Raw genomic sequence first — 19,670 nt, 5'->3', positions numbered from 1 at the left:
ATGACCAGGGAACGTTGCGTCTGGGGATCAGCCGAGGTGCACGGGTTCAGAGCAGGCGGCGGATGCGGGCGGCGTCCTCCACGTCGGCGCGGAACTGGTCGAGGGTGGCGAGGGTGTACATTCCGTCGATCTGCCGGTTCTCCCACAGTTTGTGGATTCGCTGCAGATCCCGGCGGCGGCTCTTCCAGCCGATACCGTCGATGACCGCATAAACGAACTGATTGGGCAGCCGCACGTCGGCCATTTCTTCGATTTCCCGGACGGCGTCGGTGAGTTTCGAGCCAGTGGAGTCGAAACCCTTGGCGGCGACGACGATGGCCGCATCGGCGCCGGTCGGAATCACCAGGTCACACGGGGCGTCCCGGTTGTTTCGGCCAACGAATCTGGTCCTGGTCTCACAGGCAAGTCCGATGTCCTGCGCTATTGCCTCGATTTCGTCTTCCACCTTGCGGCCGGACGCTCCTGCGCGTACCGCGGTTGCCCGGGTGCCGGCTCTGGCCACCAAGATGTCGCCGAAGTCGTACACCTTGTCGCGCTGCACCGTGACGAGCCGGATCAGGTCGAATTCCTGGTCCAGCAGCTCGATCAGCTGTCGCGGGCGGTCTTTGGCCAGCAGATTCCACGACGACGTACCGAACTTGTCCTTCAGGGAATTCTTCAGCTTTTCCTGCGAAAGCCCGACCGCGAGTCCCAGCGCGGGCACCCAGCCCGGATGCTCGTGCGCCCATTGCGTCAGCGAGTCGAGAGTGACCCCGGAGATCTGCTCCAGGCTGTCAGCGGCTTCCTTCAGCTCCACCGCATGTGGCGTCGACGCGGTCGGATCGACATGGGCGGTCAGCCGGCCGAGCGTCTCGAGGTACTCCTCGAACGTGGGAATGATTGGCATCGACAAACCTCACCTGGCAATGAAGATGTACTCCGACACGTCCCGTCGTTGCGCGGTGGAATGCGTACCGAAGGAGTACTTGTGGTCGATTTCGCGTACTTCGATGTCGGACTTCACCGCACCGAGCAGGTCCTTGATGGTCGTGGCGTCCGGAATCGCATTCGACGAGTACGACAACACGATCGTCGAGTCCTTGAATTGCTCGAAAGTACGGCTGAGCGCGTCGACGATGGTCCGCTTGTACGAGAACGGGGTGTACTTCTTTTCCAGCTTCTTCGTCTTGGTGTTCTCCATCAGCTTCTGGCCACGCCAGTACACCGACAGCCCTTCGAGGAAGTGGTACCGCTTGATGTAGTCGTTGTCGTCACGCGGCGGCGCGTACGGCGGATCGAGGTACACCACGTCGAAGTTCTTCGAAGGCACGTCGAATACATCACCCGATCGCGCCTGGCAGGGTTTGCCGCTGTTGAAAACCACCCGGTTGTAGTCCTCGACGCGCTCCCGGAAATGGTCCCGGAGCGGCAAATGCAGATCTCGGCGGCCGTCGTCGTACCGCAGATCCGTGAAGGTGAACACGCCGCGCGGCTGCTTGCGGGCGGCGGCCAGTACCAGAGCCGAGATGGCAATTGCCTGCTTGTGACCTTTGAGTACGTCGATGTGCGACCAGGCGGAATCCAGGAATTCGCGATCCTCCGCGGTGAAGTACAGACCGTCGAACGTCCGCGAGATGAAGTCACGATCGTCCGCCGGATCGCCACAGATCGTGTCCACCTCCGCTGCCGTGAGTTTCACCGTCTGATTGACGACGGTGGCACGGGTGATGGCGGCCGGGAAGTTCAGGAAGTCGTTGGAGGTGACCTGGTACCCCTGCGCCTTCAAGAGGTACGAGACGACGCCGCTGCCCGCGAACGCGTCCAGCGCCGTCGCGCCGTCGACGTCCGCGAACGCCTGCGCCAGATGCGGAAGCAGCTTGTACTTGGACCCCATGTAACGCAGCCGCGGAAACTGGACAGCCCGAGCGAGCGCAACCTCAATCGAGTCCCTTGTCGCTACGCTCACCGTCACTACCCCATCCTTGCGTAGGCCACCGACACTCCAATCACCGGCACGCCGCCAAGCCGGTGGCGCCTTCACTGGTACACCTGTCAGGTCGACTCGGCTACGCGGGGAAGGACTTCCAATGGCCTTCGGAGACGACCTCGACAGTGCCGTCGGTCACCTTGATGGCGGTCTGGTCGTCGATCGCGTACGCCGGAGCCGCGAGATCGGCAGCCCATCGTTCCGCGTCGGCCATGGTGTTGTCGGGCATGAGCTCGTGGTCGAGGTGCGGATAGATCGAGAAGTCGACGACGCCGAGTGTGCGGTCGTCGGGCGCAGCCGGCCAGTTGACGAAGTCTGCACCGATCCGCGGCGTCATCACCATGCTGCCCGCGCTGACCCCGACCCAGACCGTCTCGCTCAGCGACGGCAGGACGCGCGACAGGCCTGACTCCCGGATCCAGTGGGACAGGTACGTCGCGTCACCACCGTCCACCAGCAGCACGTCGGCTTCCCGTACCCACGGCACCCACCGCTCCTCGCCGATGCTCGGGAGCGCGGTGAGCTCCAGCAGCCCCAGGGACGCCCAGCCCAGGCCCGTCATCATGTGCCACGGCGGGACGCCGGCAACAAACCCGCGCACCGAGGTGGGGCCGAGCATCGGGTGACCCCACTGCGCTGTGGGGACACAGAGCGCCCGCGCCTCGGAGATCGGCTTACCCAGCAACTCGACCAGCGCGCCACGAATGCTCTCGTTCGTGATCCCACCGGAGGTAAGCAGCAACTTCACAACGCCTCCCGAGCTGAGTACAGCTCCCGGTAACCCCAGCACCCCGCACGCCCCATCGCCAGACTCCTCACCTGTATGGCGCCCTCGAACGGCCACCATTCACCCGTTCAACGAACCCTACGACCCACATCCGACAACCCCACGCCAACTCCACCCGCCCTGCAGCCAAACCACCCGCCCGCACCCAAGCCCGGCCTGTGACTGCACATCGGCCGCCCACCCACTCACGACCCCGCACCCCCAGCACGCCAACCGCACAACCCAGCTCACTCCCCTCAGCCACGTCATCACCCCGACCGAGCACGCCACGCCCACCAGACGGCAGCCCGCATACACGGGGGTTGACCCCTCAAATGCAGGGTTGCCCCCTCGTATTTCCAGGGGCCAACCCTCCATCTCAGGGGTCATCGCTCCCCCCTGCAAGCAGGCGGTGGACAACCGGCGCCGAGCCCAGCCGGGCGTGGGTGGGTAGCACACGTCGCCGGGTGCGGTGAGGAGCGGAGCGTCGAAGGCAGAGCCCGCGGAGCACGCGAGGTTGCCCCCTCAAATGCTGGGTTGCCCCCTCGTATTTTCAGGGGGCAGCCCTCCATCTCAGGGGTCATCGCTCCTCCTGCAAGCAGGTGGGGCCAACTGGCGCTGAGCCAGGCGTCGGTCTGCGGGTGGAGCATCCTCGCCAGGTGGCGGGTTTCCGGAAACCTTCTGCCGGATAGTGCCGGAAATGTTCCGGAGAGGTCGCTGCTCCAGCGGTGGATGGCAGGAGGCGATGGCAGGAGAGCGCTCACTCACGAGCGCCGGCGAGAGCTGCGGGCGCAGCAGGTGCACCCCGGCGTAAGCCGAACGTCCGGTGACAGCCGGGCACCCCGGCGCAAGCCGGCAGCTCCGGCGGCGGCCCCGGACCGTGCCGGCGCCGGCACGGAAGGGATGTACCGGTGCTGAGCCGGGGCGTGGGTAGGCAGCAGGCGTCGCCGGGCGCGGTGAGGAGCGGAACGACACGGGGAGAGGCCGCGGAACACGCGGGAGTGGCTGTTTGCCGTGCGCAGGAGCGGCAGTTGGCCGCGCGCGAGACGAGTGCTCGCGTACGCGGCGGGGGCCACTCCCGTGCGGGGGAACTCCTGCCGTGCCGGGGGCTCCGGATTGCCGGGGGACTGCTGCCGTGCCGGGGAACTGCTGGTCTGCGCCGGGGGGACTCTTGCCATGCGGGGGAACTCCGCCGAGGCGGGGGACTGCTGCAGTGCTGGGGAGTTGCTGGTGTGTGGCCGGGGGCTGGTGGCGTGAGATGCGGCTGCCGGAAGGGGCGGGGCGCGATTAGGGTGGGGGGATGCCGTCTGCCCATCATTTGGTTGCGTTTGCGATTACTGCGCTTGTCATCATCGTTGTTCCGGGTCCGAGTGTGTTGTTTATCGTCGGGCGTGCGCTTGCGGTGGGGCGGCGGGAGGCGGTGTTGACCATGGTTGGCAACACGCTGGGTGCCGCCGTGATGCTGGTGCTGATCGCGCTCGGGCTGGGGACGCTGATCGCCGCCAGCGCCGTCGCGTTGACGATTGTGAAGCTCGGTGGTGCCGCGTACTTGATCTATCTCGGGGTCCACGCCTTCCGGACCAGGAAGTCGCTGGCTCAGGCGCTCGCGGGTGAAGTGAAGCCGAGTAGCGGGCGGAAGACGGTTCGGCAGGGGTTCCTGGTCGGGGTGACGAACGCGAAGACGGCGGTGTTCTTCGCCGCCGCGTTGCCGCAGTTCGTGGACAAGGGGGCGAGCAGCCCGGCGTGGGCGCAGATTCTGCTCTTCGGGCTGATCTTCACGCTGATCGCGCTCGCCTCGGACAGCATCTGGGCGTTCGTGGCCGGTACGGCGCGGGAGTGGTTCGCCCGCTCGCCGCGCCGGCTCGAGCTCGTCGGTGGTACCGGTGGCCTGATGATCATCGGCCTCGGCACCAGCATCGCGATCAGCGGCTCCAAGGACTGAAGCCCCAAGGACCTCAGGTACGCCGCCCAGCCGGCACTCCCAGCAGCGCAAGCACCGCCGGCACCCCAAAGGCGACCAGGTACGCCGTCACCGCCGAATGTGGTTCCAGCGCGGCGAACAACGACCCACCAATAGCGAGAATAGTTGCCGTAGACAATGAATCGCTGAGCTGCAAAGCCGAGCTGTTCGCACCCTGCTCGTCCCGCTCGGAGTACTCCAGCACCAGGACCGACAGCGTCGGGAACACCGTACCCATGCCGGCCCCGGTCAGGCTCCAGCCAAGAATCGCGACCACAACCGGCACCCGCGGATCGAGCACCAACGCGGCGGCAACGATCCCCAGCACGATGGCGACCATCCCGGCCTGCAGGAACACGGCGTGCGAGAACGGCTGGTTCGGCCGGCCGCGGTACCACGAGGCGGCGGTCCAGCTGAGCGCGCTGACGGTCAGCACCAGCCCGGCGAGCGACGGCGACAGCCCGCGTTCCCGGGTGAGCATCAGCGGCAGGAACACCTCCGCGCCGAACCCGGCCGCCGCGACCAAACCTCTCAGTGCGATCACTGACGGCAGCCCGCGCCCGAGCGTGAAGGTCCCGGACGGCAGCAGCCGGGGTGCGAAGGCGATCACGCCACCCAGCCCGATCACCAGCAGAGCGATCTGGAGTACGCCGCGCTGCTGCCCGCCGAAGTGCAGCAGCCCGACGCCCACCGCGGCCGCGATCGCCCAGAGCGCGCGCTTGTTCCACAGTTTGCCCGTACGCGCCTCGTGCGCACCGCCCCGCGCCAGCCCCGGCCGCATCACGAGCGCCGCCGGAAGCGCGATCACCGGTACGGCAAGGAACACGAACCGCCAGCTGGTGTGCTCCACGATCAACCCGGCAATCGCGGGCCCGACCAACGAAGGTACGACCCAGCCAGTCGCGAACGCGGCGAAGATCCGGGGCCGCAACCGCGCCGGGTAGAGCTGCCCGACCACGACGTACAGCGCGACCGTCAGCAACCCGGAGCCGAAGCCCTGGATGATCCGGCCGGCCACCAGGACCTCCATCGTCGGCGCGAACCCGGCGATCAGCAACCCGCCGAGAAACCACGCCGTGCCGTGCCAGAGCGGCCGGGTCGGGCCCTTCAGGTCGCTCCAGGTGCCGGAGACAACCATCGCGACCACGCCGGAAGCGAGCGGTCCGCCAAAGGCGAGCGCGTACAGGTGCAGGCCGTCGAGCGCCTGCGCGACAGTCGGCATCGCGGTCGCGACGGCGAGTGCCTCGAACGCGACCAGGGTGATCAGCGCGACCATCCCAACGGTCAGCGCGCGGTACTGCGGGGAGAGGACGCCGCCGGTCTCAGCGGCGGTCTCGGTGGCAGGCTCAGCAGCGGTGGTCATGCCGAGAACCTTCGGTCCTCAAGTGCACTTGAAGTCAAGCACGATTCCGGCGCCGCCAGAGCACAGCTAGAGCACTGCTACAGCACTGCGGCAAGCACGAGCGCGAGGATCGGCGGTACGGCCTGGGCGACCGCCGCGCGCACCATCCGCCGGTCGGACGCGACCAGTACGACGCCCGCACCCGCCATGCATGCACATGCGAACAGCGCGATCGCATGCCCTTTGTCGCCACCCCACGCCAACCCGCCGAGCGCACCGACAGCCAAGAAGAGGTTGTAGAACCCCTGATTGAACGCCCACGGCCGCGCCGCCGTCATCTCGGCATCGTCCTTGACCAGAAACCGCTGGTACGTGCTCGGCTTGCGGAACAGCACGCTCTCCAGCGCGAACACGGTCACGTGGAACACTCCGGCGACCACCACGAACACCTGCGCGATCACGCTCATGTTCGGAAGGTACCGGTTACTTGCGCCAATCGGTGGCGAAGGCGCGCGCCGGATTGGTCCGGAACACCGCGTCCGTGACCTCGGCGCCGAAATACCGGCTGAGACGCGGCCGGAGCTGAGTCAGCAGGTACGGCATCCCTGGCCCTTCGCCGGTCGCGGCCCGGGCGCGGGCAGTCGTGGTGTCGCCGCCGAGCAGCAACCGGTCGGCGTACCCGGCGTCGATCAGCGCGGCCAGGCAGTCGGTCAGCCGCGGGTCGGTCGCGTGGTTGGCCCGCGACGGCCCGTCGAACGCGAGCCAGGCGCCGCGCTCCGCCAGCTCGCGGTGCAGCCGGTGGTCGGGGAAGCGGTTGAGGTGCCCGAGGATGATCGCCGCCGGGTGTACGTCGAGCCGGTCGACGAGCAGGCCGAGTACGGCATCCGCCGCGGATCCGAGCTCGTGGTGTACGGCGATTGGCGCGTTCGTCGCATGATGCGCTTCCGCCGCGGCGCGGATCACCCGCTCCGCGTGCGCGTCGAGTCCATGGAAACCGGAGGCGACCTTGATCAGCCCGGCCCGGACCTGCGTGTCGCCGATGCCGACGGTGAGCTCGCGGATGAACAACTCAGCCAGCCGATCCTGCGCCTTGTCGACATACCCCGCTGGGTAGTGCTCGGCGCGGTGCAGGCCGGTGGCGGCAACGATCGCGACGCCGGTGCGGGTGGAGATCGTCGGCAGCGCCGCGGCCCGGCGGTTCAGGCCGTGCGGTGTCCATTGCACGATCGCCTGACCGCCGGTGTCCGCGAACGCCCGTACCTCAGCGATCGCGGCCGCCTCGTCGTCCAACTCTTGCCCTGGCAGTACCGCTGACCGGAAGAACAGGTGGTCGTGCGAGTCGCAGACCCCCAGCGCTTCCGGCACCAGGTCGTTCAGAACAGTTCGAATCCGCATCGGCACCTCGCTGTCAGGACGCTCGGCCCCAGGTTAGGCAGCCTGCTGACCGCTGGCGCGACGGCGGCGTCCCCGGCGAGCCGGGCGACGACCCGGACCAGCGGCGCGACCGCCTCCGGAGCGTCCGGCCGAGCTCTGGTTGGCCGGCGCCTGCTTGCCGCGCGTCTGCTTGGCCGGCGCGTCCTTCGGCGGCGGGGCGACGAACGTACGCTCGCCCGGCGCCAGCTCCGACAGCAGCGGGTGGTCCGCGGCGACCTTGGTGGTCTTCGGCGCGATGCCGGCCTTCTTGGCCAGGTCGCGGACGTCCCGGACCTGGTCATCGGTCATCAGCGTGACGACCGTGCCCTCGGCGCCGGCGCGGGCAGTCCGGCCGGAGCGGTGCAGGTACGCCTTGTGCTCGATCGGCGGGTCCGCGTGGATCACCAGCGTGACACCGTCGACGTGAATCCCGCGGGCCGCGATGTCGGTGGCGACCAGCGTCCGGGCGGTACCGTCCGCGAAGGCCTCGAGGTTCCGCGTACGGGCGCCCTGGGAAAGGTTTCCGTGCAGCTCGACCGCTGGTACGCCCTGGGCGATCAGCTTCTTGGTCAGGGCCTTCGCGCCGTACTTGGTCCGGGTGAACACGAGCGAACGCCCCGGCGCGGCGGTCAGGTCGACGAGGACCGGGAGTCGCGCGTCGGACTGCACGTGCAGCACGTGGTGGGTCATCTTCGCGACCGGCGAACGGGCCGAGTCGACGCTGTGCGTGATCGGGTCCGTCATGAAGCGGCGGACCAGCACGTCGACGCCGGCGTCCAGCGTGGCGGAGAACAGCAGTCGCTGCGCGTCCGCCGGTGTCGCCTCGAGAATCCGGCGGACAGCCGGCAGGAAGCCGAGGTCGGCCATGTGGTCGGCCTCATCGAGGACGGTGATCCGCACCTCGTCGAGCCGGATGTGACCGGCCTGGAGGTGGTCCTCGAGCCGGCCTGGGCAGGCGACGACGATGTCCGCGCCCTTGCGCAGACCGTTGATCTGCGGGCCGTGGCCGACGCCGCCGAAGATCGTCATCGAGCGCAGCCCGAGCTTGTCCGCGAGCGGGGTGATCGAGGCCTGGATCTGGGTGGCGAGCTCACGCGTCGGCGCCAGGATCAGCGCACGAGGGTGATTCGGGCGGCGCTTGCCGGCGTCGGCGGCGAGGCGGGCCAGGGCCGGGAGGACGAAGGCGTACGTCTTGCCGGAGCCGGTGCGGCCGCGGCCGAGCACGTCCTTGCCGGCGAGTGAATCCGGCAGCGTGGCCGCCTGGATCGGGAACGGCTTCTCCACGCCGGCTGCGGCCAGGGCGCTCACGAGCACCTTGGGCAGGCCGAGCTCGGCGAACGTTCTGTTGTCGGCGGCAACTACCTCCGCCTGCTCACCGAGGGCGGCCGAGTCGTTGCTGTCAGCAACGTCAGCTGCCTCAGCTACCGCGCGGCGCTCGGCGAGCGCGGCAGGCCTGTCGGAAGACGCCTGGCGGCTGCGGTCGGCACCCGCGGCCTGCTTGCGACCGGCGCCACCGCGACGCCGGCGCCGCCGCGCGGGCGCACCCGCCGAGTCGGCTGACCCACCGGAAGAAGCGGAGGCCACGGAAGAAGCGGAAGAGACGGGCACACCGCTGGAACGGCTGGAACCGCCGCGGGCGCTGGATGCACTGGAACGGCTGGAACCGCCGCGAACGCTGGAACCGCTGGATGCGTCGCGAGTGGCGGAAGCGCTCGATGCGTTGCCGGGTGTTTTGTCCCCGGTGGGGGCGCTGAAGAGTTTGTTGGTGGATTGGTTGGGCGTGCGTGTGTCAGTGGGGCGGCGGGCCGCCATAGGTACTCCAAAGTCAAAGGGGTCGTCCTGCCCGGCGCGGCCCTACGGCCGCGGCGCGTGGTGGTCGACTGCTGGCGCAACGTGATTGCGCAACCGGCCCGAGGCAGAACTGGGCGGGCCGTCACGAACAGTTTACGGCACCGGAGGTCAGCACACCCCCAGTTATCCACAGGACACTTCTCACACACCTGACGCAGCGCAACACGGTACGCGCTAACACCCCGCAAGCGCAGAGAATCTCCCACACGGCGCACTACAGTCGACCCGTGACGGAAGACCTACGGATCGACCCGCCGACGGTGGCGGACGAGCGTGTGCTGCTCCAGAGCTTCCTCGACTTCCACCGCGGCACCCTGCTCTGGAAGGTGTCCGGCCTGACCGGCGAACAGCTCGTCCAGCGCACCGTGGCCCCGTCGAGCATGTCGTTGATCGGCCTGGTCCGGCACCTGAGCGAGGTGGAGACGTACTGGTTCCACCGCGCCTTGGCCGGTCGCACTCCGGAACCGAAGCACTGGACCGACGAGCATCCCGACGGTGACTTCGACCTGGTCGATCCAGCTCAGGCGGAGCAGGATCTCGAGGACTTTCGCGAGGTCGTCAAGACCTCGGACGCCCTCGCCGCGCAGTACACCCTCGACGCCACGTTCACGCGCCCGGGCCGCGACGGCGCGTACTCGCTGCGTTATCTCTACATCCACCTGATCGAGGAGTACGCGCGCCACAACGGTCACGCCGACCTGCTCCGCGAGCGGCTGGACGGCGCCGTCGGCGAGTGATCAGGGTTTGATCGAGCGGATCAACCCGACCAGATCATTCGTCACACCGCGTACGCCCGGAACGCGCGTCAGGCGAAGCAGCTTGTCGACGAGCGGTACGGCACGGTTCACGAGGGTCTTCGTACGCCGGACGTCCGCGCTCTGATCGTGCACCCAGAAGAGCACCACGCCCATCTGAAGCAGCCAGAGCAGTTCCGGGAGTTCTTCGCGCAGCTCGGCCGGTACTTTGAGGTCCGACCCCTCGACCAGCCGCCGGAAGATCTCGATACTCGCCTCGCGGGCCGGCCGGGATTCGTCACTGAACGGCGACAACGGACTCTTCGGGTCGGCCGCCGTCTTGAAGAACGTGCCGGCGAACTCGTGGTACGGCGCCGCCACCTCCAACCACGTCAGCAGTACGCCGGTCAGCCGCGGTACGAACGCCCGCTCGGCCGCGAGCACCGGCTCGACCGCCTCGCGATGCTGGTCCTGGAGCAGGTCGTAGTACGCCTGCATCAGGTGGTCCTTGGAGCCGTAGTAGTAGTACGCGTTGCCGACCGAGACCCCCGCCTCGGTGGCGATCGCACGCATCGTGGTCTTCCCGTACCCCTGTTCCCGGAACAACCGCAGCGCGGTCGACAGGATCAGCTCGCGCGTCTGCTCACCCTTGGCGGTCGCACTGTCCGTCACATTCGTCAGCGTAGTCACCTCCAGTCAACCGCCGCAGCCCCGCCGCCGCCTGCACCATCGCCTTCGCGACCGGACGCATCGCCGGGCTCGCGAGCCGTACCGCCGTGTGCCTGTGCTCCCCCGTGGCCCACAGGCACACGATCCAGGCCCGATCGCCGATGTACACCGAGCCGTCGTCGGCGATCACCGTCACCTCGCGCAGCGTCGCCGCGTGGTCCAGCTCCGGGTAGCGCGCCCGCGCGTCCGCCGACCCCGCCGCGACGAACCGCAGGCGCACCACCCCGCCCTCCCCGTCCGGAGCCGGCCGCTGCGCCGCCAGCCAGGTCTTGAACCGCCGGCACACCGGGCAGCGCGGGTCGAACAGGACCGTCAACTCACGCATGCCCCGGGCCCCAGTACCCGGCCTGCTCCCCCACGGTGAGCGGTCGCGCCGGCGTCACCTCGTTGGGCGGTACCGGCGGGTGGTTCAGGTTGTCGAGCCGGCTGCGGGTACGGATCTTGTTGAAGATCCAGACGTTCGTCAGGTGCACCACGCCGAGGACCAGCATCACGATCCCGAGCTTCACGCTGAGTTGCTCGAACACTCCGCTCGCGTCCAGCACCGCGCGGTCGCTGCGCAGGAACAGCGTCACGAACCCGAGGTTGAGCAGGTAGAACCCGACCAGCAGCAACCGGTTCACCGCGTCGGCGAACGCCTCGTTCCCGTGGAACACGTCGATCAGGAAGACCTTGCCGTTCCGGCTCAGCGTCCGCGCCACCCAGATCGTCAACGGCACCGCGATCAACAGGTAGATCAGGTAGGTCGTCACCGTCATGGTCATTCTCGTCCCCACTTCTTGAACACGTTCAATTCGGTTGCCACTGACCGTACGCCGACTTTTTGAACATGTTCAAGTGCGCCCTGACGTGATCTGGGTCTCGGCTGCGGCAAGATGGCGGCATGACGGGCTGGGTCAGCGGATGAAGGAGAAGGACCTCGACCGGTGGGTCGAGCGGTACCGGAAGGCGTGGGAAAGCAACGAGCCCGCGGATGTCGCCGCGCTCTGGACCGAGGACGCGGCCTGGTACCGGCGTCCGGACGAACCGCCGGTGCTCGGCCGGGACGCGATCGTCAGCGCCTGGCTCGAGGTCGCGGACGGTCCTGGGGAGACCACGTTCGAGTACGAGGTGCTGGGGTTCGGCGACGGGGTCGGATTCGTCCGCGGCTGGACGACCTACCTGACGAATCCGCCGTCCGAGTTCAGCAACCTCTGGGTGATCCGGCTGGACAAGGACCGCGCGCACGAGTTCACCGAATGGTGGATGGAAAAGCCTTTGTGAGCTACTCTCGGACCCAGGCGCGCAGGGCGCCACCGGTCCGCGGGAAGGGCTCAGCCCACCTGAACGCTTGAAGCTGTGTGACTCCGGTTCACCTCCTTTCTCGCCTGACGACGCGGACAGCAGGCTCGTAGAGAGGAGGTCGGCGATGCCGACCCGAAACCTTCCGGACGACCCGCACCTGGACCATCTGCGCGGCCAGGCCAAGACCCTGCTGAAGGACGTCCGCGCCGGCGACAGCGCCGCGCTCGCGCTGGCCGGTGAGTTCCATCCGGTGGACACTCTGGCCGATGCCCAGCTGGTGATCGCCCGCAGCTACGGCTTCCCGAGCTGGCCGCGGATCGTCCGCCACCTGGAGCTGGTCGGCCGGTACAGTCGTTGGCCGCACCGACAGTCTGTGGGCGGCCCGCTCGATACGCCGGAACAGCGCGCCGACGAGTTCCTCCGGCTGGCCACACTGCATTACGGGCAGGACGATCCAGCCCGGCAGCAGTCCGCCCGCGCGTTGCTCGACCGGTTCCCGGACATTGCCCAAAGCAACATTTACACCCAGGTCGTCGCGGGCGACCTCGACGGCGTACGCGGCAACTTGGCGCAATCAGCCGTCGAAGGCGGACCGTACCGCTGGGAACCGTTGCTGTACCTCACGTACAGCCGCCTCGACGCCCCGAACCAGCTCGAGATCGCCCGCCTGCTCCTGGAGAACGGCGCCGACCCGAACGCTGGGTACCTCTGGCAGGGCCTCCCGTCGCCGTTCACCGCCCTCACCGGGGTGTTCGGGCGCGGCGAAGGTGATCAGCCGCCGCATCGCGACCGGGTCGAACTCGCACGGCTGCTCCTCGACGCGGGCGCCGATGCGAACGACAGCCAGACCATGTACAACTGCGGCCCCGGCTGTCCCCCGCCGTACGACGACGTGCACCTGGAGCTTCTGCTCGAGTACGGCCTCGGTCGTGGTGACGGCGGTCCGTGGCACGACCGGATGACGACCGCGCACCCGACGCCACAGCAACTGCTCGAGGACGAGCTGCTGTTCGCGTCCTGGGCCGGCCTGCTACATCGCGCCGAGCTGGTACTTGCCCAAGGCACCGATCCGGAAGGTGTCGGTACCCAGCACCCGGTCTTCGGCGGCGACCGGCCGTACGAGCTGGCCGCCGTTCAAGGGCACACGCAGATCGCCGAGCTGCTTCGCGCCCACGGTGCTGTGCCCTTGGACGAAATCCACGAGGTGTACGCGGCGGCGATGCGTGGTGAAACGACGGACGTCGAGCCCGAGCTGGCTGCCCGTGCGGTGGCGCGCCGGCCGAACCTGCCCGTACGCGCCGCCGAGATCGGCCGGACCGAGGCGATGGAGCCGCTGCAACGGCTCGGGTACGACCTTGTACAGGTCTGCGCCGGCGCGGCACCGATCCATCGCGCGGCGCTGAACGGCCACCTGGCGACGGTCCGGAAGCTGATCGAGCTCGGCGCCGACCCCGAGCTACGCGATCCCAACTACCACGGCAATGCGCTGAGCTGGGCCGAGCACAGTGGCCAGCAAGCGGTTGCCGAGTACCTCAGGGGCTTATCGCGAGGAACAGGAACGCGCTGAACACGGCGAGGTGAGTCGCGCCCTGGAGCAGCGTCGCCCGGCCGGTGGAGAGGGTGAACAGACCGGTCACGACGGTCAGCGCGAACAGCACCATCTCCTTGCCGCCGAGGCCGAGCACGAGCGGCCCCTTCAGCCAGATGGAGGCGATCGCGATCGCGGGGATGGTCAGGCCGATGCTGGCCAGGGCCGAGCCGAGCGCCAGATTGAGGCTGGTCTGGAGACGATCCCGCAGCGCCGCGCGCACTGCGGCGATCGTCTCCGGCAGCAGCACCAGCAGCGCGATCACGACACCGACCACCGGGAGCGGCAGCCCGGCGGTCTCGACCGCGGACTCGAGGTTCGGGGAGACGGTCTTGGCGAGTCCGACCACCGAGACCAGACAGACGAGCAGCATGCCGAGACTGAGCAGCGCGGTCGCCGTGCTCGGCGCCGCGGCGTGGTGCTCCTCGTTCTCGTCCACGTCACCGCCAGGGCCGGCCGGAAGGAAGTAGTCCCGGTGCCGGATCGTCTGGATGAACACGAAGACGCCGTACATCACCAGCGAGGTGACACCGGCGAACGCGAGCTGCGCCGAGCTGAACTGCGGGCCCGGCGCGCTCGTGGTGAACGTCGGCAGGACCAGGCTCAGCGTCACCAGCGCGGTCATCACCGACAAGGCCGAGTACGACGCCTGGACCCGGAAGGTCTGCACGCGATGCCGCAGCGAGCCGACCACCAGGGCCAGCCCGAGGATGCCGTTCGAGGTGATCATCACCGCGGCGAAGACGGTGTCCCGGGCCAGCGTCGCGGCCTTGTCCCCGCCGGACGACGCCATCAGCGTCACGATCAGCGCGACTTCGATGATCGTCACCGCGAGCGCGAGGATCAGCGTGCCGAACGGTTCACCGACCCGGTGCGCGACGACCTCGGCGTGATGGACAGCGGCGAACACCGCGGCGCCCAGCCCGGCGCAGACCAGGATCAGCAGCACCGCGCCGAGATCGCGGTGCCAGGACAGCACGAGGTCGAGGAACGCGAGCGCGGGCACGACCAGCGTCCAGCGCGGCAGGCCTTGGATCACAGATTTGCTCATCCCCAGACAGCCTATCCGTAATCTGCTTGGCTTCCCGTGAACACCGGGTGATGCTTCTCCCATCATGAGTGTTGAGATCAGAACCGCGACCGCCGCCGACTGGCCGTCCATCTGGCCGTTCTTCCACGACATCGTCACCGCGCGCGAGACGTACACCTATGACCCGGAGCTGACCGAAGAGCAGGCCCGGGCGATCTGGATGACGCCGTCCAGCTCGCCGCTCAGCCGGGTCACCGTCGCGGTCGATGCCGACGGCACCGTTCTCGGCAGCGCGAACATGTACCCGAACAAGCCCGGGCCCGGTGCGCACGTGGCCAGCGCGAGTTTCATGGTCGACGGTGCGGCCCGCGGCCGGGGTGTCGGGCGGGCGCTCGGCGAGGACATGATCGCGTGGGCCGGGCAGGCCGGGTTCCGGTCGATCCAGTTCAATGCCGTTGTCGAGACCAACGAGTCGGCCGTCCATCTGTGGCAGTCGCTCGGTTTCCGGATCATCGGGACGGTGCCGGAGACGTTCGACCACGCCAAGCTCGGGTACGTGGGTTTGCATGTGATGTACCGTCCGCTACAGAGCTGATCCACGCTGGGAGGCCGGATGACTGACAACCGCGCGCGCCGGATGTGGAAGGCCCTCGAGCCGTATCACGCGATCACGTACTTCGCGCCGGAGACGCGGCGGGCGACCGACGCTGCTGGTCTCAAGGGCGGCTGGATGAGCTATTTCGGGTGCCGGGCGGCGCCGCTTGGGGCTGTTGGTCCGGAGTTGGTGGCGGCGGTGTTCTACAACTTCCATCCGGCGATGGTCGGGCGGTCGGTCCCGGACGCTTGGAGTTATGCGACGCCGGAGCAGCTCCTTGAGCTGCGGCTGGCGGCGGTCGATGCGGCCGTCCGTCGGTTGTTCGCCGGGGGCGAGGGTGGTGGGTCCGAGTCGAGCGAAACCGGCACGAGCGGAGTCGACCCCGACCGGTTCGGCGCGGGCGGGTTCGGTGCGGGCGGGTTCGACGCGGGTGGGTTCGATGCGGCACGGTTTGAGCGGGCGGCGGAGGTGGGGCGGCGGGCGGCGGAGGTGGCGCCGGTTGCGGGGCGGGCGCTGGCGGCGGCCAACAGCGCGCTGGAGTGGCCGAGCGAGCCGCATCTGGTGCTTTGGCAGGCGACCACGATCCTGCGCGAGTCACGCGGTGACGGTCATGTCGCGGCGCTGGTCGCGGCGGAGCTCACACCCTGCCAGGCGCTGGTGACGATCTCCGCGGCGGGCGGTCCGGCGAAGGAGGTCTTCCAGCTCAACCGGCGGTGGAGTGACGAAGAGTGGTCAGTCGCGGAGGACGATCTGCGTACGCGCGGACTGCTCGACGCCGACGGCGCACTCACCGAGGCGGGGCGTGCTTTGCGCCGGCAAGTCGAGGACACGACCGACGCGCTGGCCGATCAAGGATGGCGCACACTCGGCGACGAGTTGACCGCTGAGTTGCACGATCTAGTACGCCCGCTCAGCGCCGTACTCATGTCTGCCGGCTTGATCCCGTCCGACAACCCGATGGCTATGCGCTGGGACTGACGCGGTCCGCCGGGTCGACTCCACCGAACAGCTGCGCAAGCCCTTCCCGCGCCGCAGCTTCGACAGCTCGGACACCAGCTCCGCCAGGCTCGCCCCCAAGCCGAGCACCTCGAACCGCGTCGCCCGGAAAGGCGGAGTCGCCAAACTCCCCGCTACCTCCCCCGGTTACCGGTGGACATCCCAGCGCACCGCCTACCCCGCGCAGTACCCGTGCCGCACTCCGCGTCCAACCGGCCATGCGGCGGCTCAGCCATGCGGAACCACCCACGGATCAGTCACAACAGCCGGATGTCCCCCAAACCGGTTTGGGGTGCCTAGCAGCCCATTCCGGGAGTACAACCCGCCCCACTCCACGTACACAACCACCCCAAACCGGTTTGGGCACCCAGCACCCGCTTGACCAAACCTCTAGGGACACGCCCCCAAGCCCCAGCTAACCGCTCTCGCGCCCCTGACCCACAGCCTGCACCACAGCCGCTCCCTCCTCCGCCGCCCGCGCGGCCGGGTCGCGCTCGTCGGCGACGCCGGTTACTGCGCCTGACCGCTGTCGGGGCTCTTGTGACTGATGCGTGGGGTGGGTGGTGTGCAGGTGGATAGGAGGTGTGGGTTGAGTGGGTAGTGCACTGGAGCGTGGAGGGGTCTGGGTATACGGCGTCTCGGGAGTGCACTACCAGTCGAGCTGCTGATTGTCGGCTGCGTGCGCGGCCGGTGATCGCTGAGAGCCGGAAATGCGATCGAGCTCAGGACGTACGAAGACCTGCGTTCGCGGCCCGGAGTACGGCAGCTGTGAGCGCGTCGAGGATGCCGGATTCGAGCTTCCAGTGCTGCCAGTACAGCGGTACGTCGATGTGCTTGCCGGGGGCAACTTCCACCAGGCGGCCGGCGGCGATTTCGGTATCGGCCACCTGGTCTTCGATCATGCCCCAGCCGAGCCCGATCCGGACCGCCTCGTGGAACGGCGCGGAGGCTGGGATCGCGTGCGCCGGCGGATCCAGTTTGCGGCGGGTCACCTTGCGGAGCAGGCGATGCTGCAGGACGTCCTTCTCGTTGAACACCACCATCGGCGCCTCGGCAAGTGCCTCCGGCAACGATTTCCCGGTCAGCCAGCGCTCAGCGTACTCGGGCGTGGCGAGCGGCAAGTAGCGCATCCGGCCGAGCCGTACGACACGACAGCCCTGCACTGGACGTGGATCGGCGGTGACAGCGGCGAGCACCGTGCCGTTGCGCAGGTACTCCGCCGAGTGCTCTTCGTCCTCCTGGTGCACCAGGAACCGGGCGTTGTGGGTCCGGGACAGGTCGAGCATCGCGGGCAGGAACCAGTTGTTCAGCGAGTCGGCGTTCACCGCGATCGGGATGCGCTGGGCGTCGACCGTACCGCGGACGGCGGCGATCGCCTCGACCTCGAGCAGCGCCACCTGCCGCGCCAGCCGGAGCAGCGCCGCACCCGCCGCCGTCGCCCGGGCCGGCTTGCCGCGCATCACGACCACCTGCCCGAGGCGGCTCTCCAGCGCCTTGATCCGCTGACTGACCGCCGACGGCGTCACCCGCAAGCGCCGCGCGGCCGCGTCGAAACTACCCTCGTCGAGAACCGCGACGAACGTCTCGAGCTGCACGGAGTCGAACTGCACAATGAAGCAATCCTAATGCCCCGTCAGAATCTTTAGCTGGTTTGAATCACGGCGGCTGTCTACCGTCGATGACATGCCCTTGCTCGCCGGTTTCGCCACGTCGCTGACCCTGATCGTCGCGATCGGCGCCCAGAACGCGTTCGTACTCCGCCAGGGCTTGCGCCGGGAGCACGTGCTGCCGGTCGTACTGACCTGTGCGTTGTCTGACGCGTTGCTGATCTCCGGCGGCATCGCCGGTCTCGGGGAACTGCTCACGCGCAGCCAGCTGGCCTTGGACATCGCGAAGTTCGGCGGGGCCGCGTTTCTCTACACCTACGCGTTTTTGGCCGCGAAGCGGGCGTTCCGTCCCAGTGCGATCACGCCGTCAGACCATGCACCGGCAGCACTCGGTACGGTCGTACTGACCTGCCTGGGATTCACCTACCTGAACCCACACGTCTACCTCGACACCGTCGTCCTACTGGGCTCCCTGGCCAACCAGCGCGGCACCGACGGCCGCTGGCTCTACGGCCTCGGCGCCGTCACCGCCAGCTTCACCTGGTTCTTCGCCCTGGGCTTCCTCTCCCGCAACCTCTCCCCCTTCTTCGCCCGCCCCCGCTCCTGGCAATTCCTCGACACCACCATCGCCCTCCTCATGACCACCCTCGCCACCTGGATGCTCCTCCCCTAGTTGTCCACAGAGCGCACATTTCTCCTGCCCTCGCCTACGCCCCGCATGTATAGTTCTCAGCAACACGGCCAGCCCCTCTGCCCCTCAGGGCACGGGCTGGTTTTCTTTTCCCTGGGGGCCTCTCGTGACCGTCTACACCAAGCCACACCTCACTTTCACCGACCAAGTCGCGCTGCTGAAGAGCCGAGGGCTGGTCATCACCAACGAAGCCGAAGCAGAACACCTGCTGAGCACCATCGGCTACTACCGCCTGAGCGGCTACTGGTACTCCTATCGCCGTCAGCTCGGCCAAGCATCACGGGACGACCAGTTCGTCGAAGGCACCACCTTTCGGCAGGTCGTTCGGCTCTACGATGCCGATCGCCGACTGAAGCTGCAGGTCCTCCGGGCGATCGAGCGGGTCGAGATCGCCCTCCGGGTGCTGGTGGCCTTCACACTCGGCAAACGTGGCCCGTACGCCCACCTCGACGTCCGCGATCTCGACGGCAGGTTCACCCGATCCGATCACGGACAGCCCAGCACGTACGACCGATGGCTGCGGAAGGTGCTCGCCGCGCAGTCCAGATCCTCTGAGGACTTCGTCCTGCACTTCCAGCACAAGTACGACGGCAAGCTGCCGATCTGGGTGGTGACCGAGATCCTGGATTTCGGATCGATGAGCCACCTGTTCCAGGGGCTGCAATCGGCGGATCGCAACGAGATCGCGCACCGGCTGGGCGTCCTCGATCAACGCGCTGCCGGCAACGGAGCGGCGTTGGCCAACTGGCTGCGGGTCCTCAACTATGTCCGCAATGTCTGCGCGCACCACGCACGCCTCTGGAACCGGAATCTCGCCAATCAGCTGGCCCCGAGTCACTTGCGGTCGATCCCGGACCTCCAGCACTTGATCGGCCGCGATGTCACGCACTCGCGCGTGTATTCAACGCTGTGCATCGTCGCCTTTCTGCTGGCCCGGCTCGGGCAGGAGTCCCGCTGGGCTGAGCAGATCCGGGACCTCGTCACGGCTGAGATACCGGCCTGTGGGCGGCATCTCCGTGAGCTGGGATTCCCCAGTGGGTGGGCGGCGCAGCGGCCATGGAGTGCGCCGGCGGGTGGGTTCTGATGGATGTGACGGTGTTGTGTGATGCGGTGGCGGT

At 68.1% G+C, this 19,670-nt stretch carries 20 protein-coding genes; 8 read left to right on the top strand and 12 right to left on the bottom strand.

The window, feature by feature from the left end:
* Nucleotides 1-46: 46 nt before the first annotated feature.
* The 3 genes from ABD260_RS34130 to ABD260_RS34120 form a co-directional block, all read right to left on the bottom strand.
* Complete coding sequence (locus ABD260_RS34130) at nucleotides 47-886, bottom strand: hypothetical protein (RefSeq protein WP_344240478.1); 840 nt, start codon at nucleotides 884-886, stop codon at nucleotides 47-49.
* A 9-nt stretch (nucleotides 887-895) separates the two neighbouring features.
* The gene (locus ABD260_RS34125) at nucleotides 896-1,873 is read right to left on the bottom strand and encodes a DNA adenine methylase (protein ID WP_344240476.1); all 978 of its coding nucleotides are present in this window, start codon (nucleotides 1,871-1,873) and stop codon (nucleotides 896-898) included.
* Nucleotides 1,874-2,045: 172 nt separating this feature from the next.
* Nucleotides 2,046-2,714, bottom strand: coding sequence for a Type 1 glutamine amidotransferase-like domain-containing protein (locus ABD260_RS34120; RefSeq protein WP_344240474.1), 669 nt, complete (start codon nucleotides 2,712-2,714; stop codon nucleotides 2,046-2,048).
* 1,318 nt (nucleotides 2,715-4,032) lie between these two features.
* On the opposite strand from ABD260_RS34120, the gene ABD260_RS34115 reads away from it, so the two are divergent.
* On the top strand, nucleotides 4,033-4,674 hold the full coding sequence (locus tag ABD260_RS34115) for a LysE family translocator (protein ID WP_344240472.1): 642 nt from the start codon (nucleotides 4,033-4,035) through the stop codon (nucleotides 4,672-4,674).
* Between the two features lie 13 nt (nucleotides 4,675-4,687).
* On the opposite strand, the gene ABD260_RS34110 is transcribed toward ABD260_RS34115, so the two are convergent.
* The 4 genes from ABD260_RS34110 to ABD260_RS34095 form a co-directional block, all read right to left on the bottom strand.
* On the bottom strand, nucleotides 4,688-6,055 hold the full coding sequence (locus ABD260_RS34110) for an MFS transporter (protein ID WP_344240470.1): 1,368 nt from the start codon (nucleotides 6,053-6,055) through the stop codon (nucleotides 4,688-4,690).
* A gap of 77 nt (nucleotides 6,056-6,132) precedes the next feature.
* The gene (locus ABD260_RS34105; RefSeq protein ID WP_344240468.1) at nucleotides 6,133-6,501 is read right to left on the bottom strand and encodes a DUF1304 domain-containing protein; all 369 of its coding nucleotides are present in this window, start codon (nucleotides 6,499-6,501) and stop codon (nucleotides 6,133-6,135) included.
* Between the two features lie 16 nt (nucleotides 6,502-6,517).
* Entirely contained in the window at nucleotides 6,518-7,429 is a 912-nt protein-coding gene (locus tag ABD260_RS34100) for a phosphotriesterase family protein (protein ID WP_344240466.1), read from the bottom strand.
* Between the two features lie 33 nt (nucleotides 7,430-7,462).
* On the bottom strand, nucleotides 7,463-9,031 hold the full coding sequence (locus tag ABD260_RS34095) for a DEAD/DEAH box helicase (protein ID WP_344240464.1): 1,569 nt from the start codon (nucleotides 9,029-9,031) through the stop codon (nucleotides 7,463-7,465).
* 494 nt (nucleotides 9,032-9,525) lie between these two features.
* Between ABD260_RS34095 and ABD260_RS34090 the strand changes: the two genes are divergently transcribed.
* Entirely contained in the window at nucleotides 9,526-10,035 is a 510-nt protein-coding gene (locus ABD260_RS34090; protein ID WP_344240462.1) for a DinB family protein, read from the top strand.
* On the opposite strand, the gene ABD260_RS34085 is transcribed toward ABD260_RS34090, so the two are convergent.
* The 3 genes from ABD260_RS34085 to ABD260_RS34075 are packed head-to-tail and all read right to left on the bottom strand — an operon-like array spanning nucleotide 10,036 to nucleotide 11,519.
* The gene (locus tag ABD260_RS34085) at nucleotides 10,036-10,704 is read right to left on the bottom strand and encodes a TetR/AcrR family transcriptional regulator (RefSeq protein WP_344240460.1); all 669 of its coding nucleotides are present in this window, start codon (nucleotides 10,702-10,704) and stop codon (nucleotides 10,036-10,038) included.
* Complete coding sequence (locus tag ABD260_RS34080; RefSeq protein WP_344240458.1) at nucleotides 10,676-11,086, bottom strand: thiol-disulfide oxidoreductase DCC family protein; 411 nt, start codon at nucleotides 11,084-11,086, stop codon at nucleotides 10,676-10,678. The genes ABD260_RS34085 and ABD260_RS34080 overlap by 29 nt, the downstream gene beginning before the upstream one ends.
* Entirely contained in the window at nucleotides 11,079-11,519 is a 441-nt protein-coding gene (locus tag ABD260_RS34075) for a hypothetical protein (RefSeq protein ID WP_344240456.1), read from the bottom strand. Before ABD260_RS34075 ends, ABD260_RS34080 begins: the two co-directional genes overlap by 8 nt.
* 79 nt (nucleotides 11,520-11,598) lie before the next feature.
* On the opposite strand from ABD260_RS34075, the gene ABD260_RS34070 reads away from it, so the two are divergent.
* Nucleotides 11,599-12,024 (top strand): YybH family protein, encoded by a 426-nt coding sequence (locus ABD260_RS34070; protein ID WP_344240454.1) that lies wholly within the window; start codon nucleotides 11,599-11,601, stop codon nucleotides 12,022-12,024.
* Nucleotides 12,025-12,169: 145 nt separating this feature from the next.
* Nucleotides 12,170-13,612: an ankyrin repeat domain-containing protein gene (locus ABD260_RS34065; RefSeq protein ID WP_344240452.1), complete on the top strand. Its 1,443-nt coding sequence runs from the start codon at nucleotides 12,170-12,172 to the stop codon at nucleotides 13,610-13,612.
* On the opposite strand, the gene ABD260_RS34060 is transcribed toward ABD260_RS34065, so the two are convergent.
* Nucleotides 13,578-14,684 carry a calcium:cation antiporter gene (locus ABD260_RS34060; protein ID WP_344240450.1) on the bottom strand — a complete coding sequence of 369 codons (1,107 nt, stop codon included), beginning with the start codon at nucleotides 14,682-14,684 and terminating at the stop codon, nucleotides 13,578-13,580. The genes ABD260_RS34065 and ABD260_RS34060 overlap by 35 nt on opposite strands.
* Before the next feature lie 64 nt (nucleotides 14,685-14,748).
* Here ABD260_RS34060 and ABD260_RS34055 point away from each other — a divergent pair, with 64 nt between their 5' ends.
* The gene (locus tag ABD260_RS34055) at nucleotides 14,749-15,258 is read left to right on the top strand and encodes a GNAT family N-acetyltransferase (protein ID WP_344240448.1); all 510 of its coding nucleotides are present in this window, start codon (nucleotides 14,749-14,751) and stop codon (nucleotides 15,256-15,258) included.
* Nucleotides 15,259-15,276: 18 nt separating this feature from the next.
* Complete coding sequence (locus ABD260_RS34050) at nucleotides 15,277-16,236, top strand: SCO6745 family protein (RefSeq protein ID WP_344240446.1); 960 nt, start codon at nucleotides 15,277-15,279, stop codon at nucleotides 16,234-16,236.
* A 740-nt stretch (nucleotides 16,237-16,976) separates the two neighbouring features.
* Here the strand turns inward: ABD260_RS34050 and ABD260_RS34045 are convergent.
* Complete coding sequence (locus ABD260_RS34045) at nucleotides 16,977-17,864, bottom strand: LysR family transcriptional regulator ArgP (protein WP_344240445.1); 888 nt, start codon at nucleotides 17,862-17,864, stop codon at nucleotides 16,977-16,979.
* A 73-nt stretch (nucleotides 17,865-17,937) separates the two neighbouring features.
* Between ABD260_RS34045 and ABD260_RS34040 the strand changes: the two genes are divergently transcribed.
* Nucleotides 17,938-18,534: a LysE/ArgO family amino acid transporter gene (locus tag ABD260_RS34040; RefSeq protein ID WP_344240444.1), complete on the top strand. Its 597-nt coding sequence runs from the start codon at nucleotides 17,938-17,940 to the stop codon at nucleotides 18,532-18,534.
* A 124-nt stretch (nucleotides 18,535-18,658) separates the two neighbouring features.
* Nucleotides 18,659-19,636: an Abi family protein gene (locus tag ABD260_RS34035; protein ID WP_344240443.1), complete on the top strand. Its 978-nt coding sequence runs from the start codon at nucleotides 18,659-18,661 to the stop codon at nucleotides 19,634-19,636.
* The last annotated feature ends 34 nt before the right edge of the window (nucleotides 19,637-19,670 follow it).

The organism is Kribbella hippodromi (assembly GCF_039531045.1).
Lineage (GTDB): Bacteria > Actinomycetota > Actinomycetes > Propionibacteriales > Kribbellaceae > Kribbella > Kribbella hippodromi.
The sequence above is the reverse complement of the archived record's forward strand: the minus strand, read 5'-3'. Positions and strand labels throughout refer to the sequence as shown.

Bases quoted from the DNA above. Each gene is read 5' to 3' on its own strand.
- ABD260_RS34130 (WP_344240478.1), bottom strand. From the start codon at position 886: ATGCCAATCATTCCCACGTTCGAGGAGTACCTCGAGACGCTCGGCCGG.
- ABD260_RS34125 (WP_344240476.1), bottom strand. From the start codon at position 1,873: ATGGGGTCCAAGTACAAGCTGCTTCCGCATCTGGCGCAGGCGTTCGCG.
- ABD260_RS34115 (WP_344240472.1), top strand. From the start codon at position 4,033: ATGCCGTCTGCCCATCATTTGGTTGCGTTTGCGATTACTGCGCTTGTC.
- ABD260_RS34110 (WP_344240470.1), bottom strand. From the start codon at position 6,055: ATGACCACCGCTGCTGAGCCTGCCACCGAGACCGCCGCTGAGACCGGC.
- ABD260_RS34105 (WP_344240468.1), bottom strand. From the start codon at position 6,501: ATGAGCGTGATCGCGCAGGTGTTCGTGGTGGTCGCCGGAGTGTTCCAC.
- ABD260_RS34100 (WP_344240466.1), bottom strand. From the start codon at position 7,429: ATGCGGATTCGAACTGTTCTGAACGACCTGGTGCCGGAAGCGCTGGGG.
- ABD260_RS34080 (WP_344240458.1), bottom strand. From the start codon at position 11,086: ATGCGTGAGTTGACGGTCCTGTTCGACCCGCGCTGCCCGGTGTGCCGG.
- ABD260_RS34075 (WP_344240456.1), bottom strand. From the start codon at position 11,519: ATGACGGTGACGACCTACCTGATCTACCTGTTGATCGCGGTGCCGTTG.
- ABD260_RS34065 (WP_344240452.1), top strand. From the start codon at position 12,170: ATGCCGACCCGAAACCTTCCGGACGACCCGCACCTGGACCATCTGCGC.
- ABD260_RS34060 (WP_344240450.1), bottom strand. From the start codon at position 14,684: ATGAGCAAATCTGTGATCCAAGGCCTGCCGCGCTGGACGCTGGTCGTG.
- ABD260_RS34055 (WP_344240448.1), top strand. From the start codon at position 14,749: ATGAGTGTTGAGATCAGAACCGCGACCGCCGCCGACTGGCCGTCCATC.
- ABD260_RS34050 (WP_344240446.1), top strand. From the start codon at position 15,277: ATGACTGACAACCGCGCGCGCCGGATGTGGAAGGCCCTCGAGCCGTAT.
- ABD260_RS34040 (WP_344240444.1), top strand. From the start codon at position 17,938: ATGCCCTTGCTCGCCGGTTTCGCCACGTCGCTGACCCTGATCGTCGCG.